1 protein-coding gene is annotated in these 4230 nt (G+C 56.8%); it reads right to left on the bottom strand.

The genetic code is table 11. The annotated features are described in order from the left end of the window. Positions 1-4230: right-handed parallel beta-helix repeat-containing protein (locus tag HCK86_RS23780; RefSeq protein WP_176086978.1), on the bottom strand; the 4230-nt coding region annotated here is incomplete at both ends.

Here is a 4230-nt window from a genome sequence, read left to right as displayed (position 1 = left end):
GGGCTGGCTGTCTGCAGCGGAGCGCAGACGGTTGCCGATAGCATCGCGGGCATAATGGCTTTCATCGATCAGAGCGCTCTTGGTGCTGGCATAGATCTCGCCGGAAAGCGCATTGAAGGCCGTTTGCGCGGATGCTGCATCCAGAAACAGAACAGAATTATAAAGCGCCAGTGACGAACCTGACTGGTCCAGCGAATCCAGTGCCGATGCCGTGGCCATCTGGTTTGGCGTCTGCGCCGCGGTCTCAAACACATCGTCATCGACCAGAGCGATAGTCAGATAGGCGTTATTGGCATCATAAATGGTCGAGACAGCGAGAAAGGCTGACGTCGTGGTGGTTGCATCGAACGCCCCTGATACGCCGCCATCGGCGGAAAGCAGCGTATAGGTCTCACCATTCTGATAGCTGGTTTGCGCGTCAAGCGAGGTGACGGATACCGTGCCGCCATTAATGGTGACACTGCCGGTTGCCGTGACCATATCGCTGCTGCCATTGCCGCCAATATCGACAGCATAGGTCGAACCAGTCTCGAAGGTGAGGTCGCCATCAACGGTGAGCGTTGCAATGGAACTGGAGGCATTGCCGGGCGACAAGGTTCCGCCGCTTTCGACAATCGTCGTGCCGAGCGTGCCTGTGCCGGAAAGCGTTGCGCCATCATCGACTGCCGTCAAAATGCTGGAGGCAATCGAGCCATCGATTTCCAGCGTGCCAGCGGCAATTTCGGTCGGACCGGTATAGCTGTTGTCCGCCGTCAGGATCAGCGTGCCATCGCCTTCCTTGACGAGATCGCCAGCTTCGGTTCCGTCGCTGATCACGCCGCTGAGGGTCGCGGTATTACTTGAGGCGACGGTAAAGGTCGGGTCGCCGGAAAGGGTGATGGCATTGGCGATGTCAAGCCCGTCGCCATCAAGGGTAAGGGCGGTTCCCTCGCTCATGGCAAGCGTGCCGGAGCCAATGGCACTATCGGTGGTGACGACGAGCGTACCTGACAACAGCGCCGTCCCGCCGGAATAGCTGCTGGTGCCGGAAAGCGTATAGCTGCTACCGGTGCTGATGGCGAGGCCGCCCGTCCCGGAGATGGCGCCGGAGAAGCCACCTTCCGCGTTGGTGAGCGTCAGCGTCTGACTGCCCAGTGTCACCGCGCCGGAGCCTGACAATGTGGTAACGGAGGTTTCGCTATCGGTTGCCGAAATATCAAACGTGCCATCGGCTTCGATATCGACACTGCTGGAGGTCGCGATACTGCCGGAGCCCGACAGCGCCAATGTCCCCGCCGAAATCGTCGTCGTGCCGGTATAGTTGTTGGTGCCGGTCAGCGTCAGCGTGCCATCGCCAGTCTTGATGAGCGTTCCGGATCCCGAAATGATCCCGGTGAGGCCGAGGGTCGTATTGCCAGCGACATCAAAGCCGCCAGTTGTGGCCGTCAGGGTGACGGCGCGGCCAAGATCAAAGCTTTCCGTCGTCGCGAGCGTGCCGCCGGCAAGCGTCAGTCCGCCGGAAGCATCTCCCAGCGCAGCGTCAGTGGCAATCTGCAGCGTGCCGGCCGAAACCGTTGTCCCGCCCGTATAGCTGTTGGTGCCGGTCAGCACCACGGCTCCACTGCCGGTTTTGGTCAGGCTGGCGGAAACACCGCTGCCATCGACAAGATCGGCATTGAGGGTGAATGTGTCTTCGCTGGCAACGGCCTTGACATTGAGATTGCCTTCGAGCGCCACGCCGCCATCGACCGAAAGCGTCAGCGTGGTTTCGCCACCGGTGGTAATCAGCGCTGCATCACCGTCAACATTGCTGGCATCATCCGCCGTGCCGCCCCTAAGTGTGGCGCCATCGGCAAGGGTGATCGTGCCATCCGTGGTGATGGCATTGTCGCCTGCTGCCACAATGGTGGCACTGCTGCCAAGCGTGAAGCTGGAATCTTCGCCATCCAGTTCGATCGTACCAGCAGCGACGGTCGCAGCGGCATCGGTACTGGTGGCATTGCTGACCTCGCCATCGGCATAGAGGTAGAGCGTGCCTTCATTGACGTCGAACGTCGTATAGCCAGAACCGGACTGGGTGAAGTCATTGTCACCGCCCAGAGCCCAGGTGCCGGATTCCGTCTGGGTGATCGCAATCGCCCCTTCATTGCTGTCAACGCTCATCGGATCGCGCATATCCAGCAGGCCGCCCTCTTCAACCGAAACGTTGAGTGTGCTGGATTCAGTGCCAGAAGTGGATTCTGTATAAAATGCAATTGAGTTGGCTTCGCCATTGGCAGTATTGCCGGAAAACAGCGTAACATTGCCACTGGTCGTGTTCAGGTCGACCTCTCCCGAATAGGCAAAAATTGCACCACCATAGTCTCCGGCGATATTTCCGATAAAGTTGCTGTTAGTGATTGTTGCCGTGCCGCCAATGTTGAAAATAGCGCCACCGTGGTCGGTAGAGTTTTCGGTAAAGCTGCTGCCGATAATCGTTACCGTGCCGCCATTGCCATTTGCAATCGCGCCGCCATAAGAAGAGGCGGTATTGCCGTCAAAGCTGCTGTCAGTGATTGTCACCGTGCCACTATTATTTGTAATTGCGGCACCTTCCGAACTGGTAATATTGTCATCAAATCTGCTGTCGGTAATCGTTACCGTGCCGCCAGAGTTGTAGATCGCGCCGCCGGAGACGGTAGCGGTATTGCCATCAAACCTGCTGCCAGTGATCTTCAGCGTGCCGGATCCGCCGTAAAAGATCGCGCCGCCGATATCGTCGGTCGCCTTGTTTGAGGTGAAGTCACTCTTTTCAATGGTGATGCCGCCTGATCCGGTCGCGTAGATTGCCCCACCGGAACTGCCTGCCGTATTGGTTTCAAACGTGCCGCCAGTGATTGTCAGGGTGCCAGATCCGCTATAATAGATCGCCCCGCCGATATCGTCAGTCGCCTTGTTTGCGGTGAAATCACTGTCTTTAATGGTGATACCGCCTGATCCGGTCGCGTAGATTGCCCCGCCGGAACTGCCTGCCGTATTGGTTTCAAAAGTACTACCAGTGATCGTCAGCGTATCGGAGCTGCCATAATAGATCGCGCCACCGATATCGTTGGTCGCCTTGTTTGAGGTGAAGTCACTATCTTTGATGGTGATGCCGCCTGATCCGGCTGCGTAGATCGCGCCGCCGGAACCGCCTGCCGTATTTGTTTTAAACGTGCCGCGAGTGATCGTCAGTGCGCCGGATCCGCTATAATAGATCGCCCCGCCGACATTGTTCGTCGCCTTGTTTGCGGTGAAATCACTGTCTTCAATGGTGATGCCGCCTGATCCGGTCGTGTAGATTGCCCCGCCGGAACTGCCTGCCGTATTGGTTTCAAAAGTACTACCAGTGATCGTCAGCGTATCGGAGCTGCCATAATAGATCGCGCCACCGATATCGTTGGTCGCCTTGTTTGCGGTGAAATCACTGTCTTCAATGGTGATATCGCCTGATACGTCCGCGTAGATTGCCCCGCCGGAACTAACCGCCGTATTGGCTTCAAAAGTGCTGCCAGTGATGGTCAGAGTGCTCTCGGAACTGGAAATAGCGCCGCCATACAAGGTGGTCGTATTGTCGACAAAGCTGCTATTGGTGATTGTTACCGTCCCGCGAGAGCTGAAGATCGCTCCCCCCACTCCGGAAGAATTGTCGGAAAAACTGCTGTCCGCGATGGTCAGCGTGCTGCCGAGCCAGTTATCAATCGCGCCGCCAGTGTCGCCGTCGTCTTTATTTCCGGTAAAAACGCTACTGATGATTGTAATCGTGCCTTTATCATTATAAATGGCACCGCCAGTTCCCGAAGAGTTGTCGGAAAAGATGCTGTTGGTAATTGTTAGCGTTCCGCTATTGTAGATCGCTCCGCCGTTTGCTGCGGCCTTATTTTCAGAAAAGCTGCTGTCGGCGATGGTCAGCGCGCCTTCATTGTAAATTGCACCTCCATCGGTACCATTTTTAGCTTTGTTGCCGGAAAAACTGCTGCCAGTGATGGTTACCGTGCCGGCATTGTAGATCGCGCCGCCGTCCTGAGCTGAATTACCGGAAAACACGATGGAAGAAGCGGCGCCGTCGTCATCCAGACTGGCATCAGCACTGCCGATATACAGGCTATCCCCGCTGGAGACGCTAAATACACCGCCCTGGCTTGAGGTCGACGAATTTTCATAGGTCAGCGTCGCTCCATCCTCGACATAGATAACGGATTCTCCGGAAACCACCGTCCGGCTGCTGATGGT

Origin of the sequence: Martelella sp. HB161492, from assembly GCF_013184775.1 — a bacterium.
Taxonomy (GTDB): domain Bacteria; phylum Pseudomonadota; class Alphaproteobacteria; order Rhizobiales; family Rhizobiaceae; genus Martelella.
The sequence above is the reverse complement of the archived record's forward strand: the minus strand, read 5'-3'. Positions and strand labels throughout refer to the sequence as shown.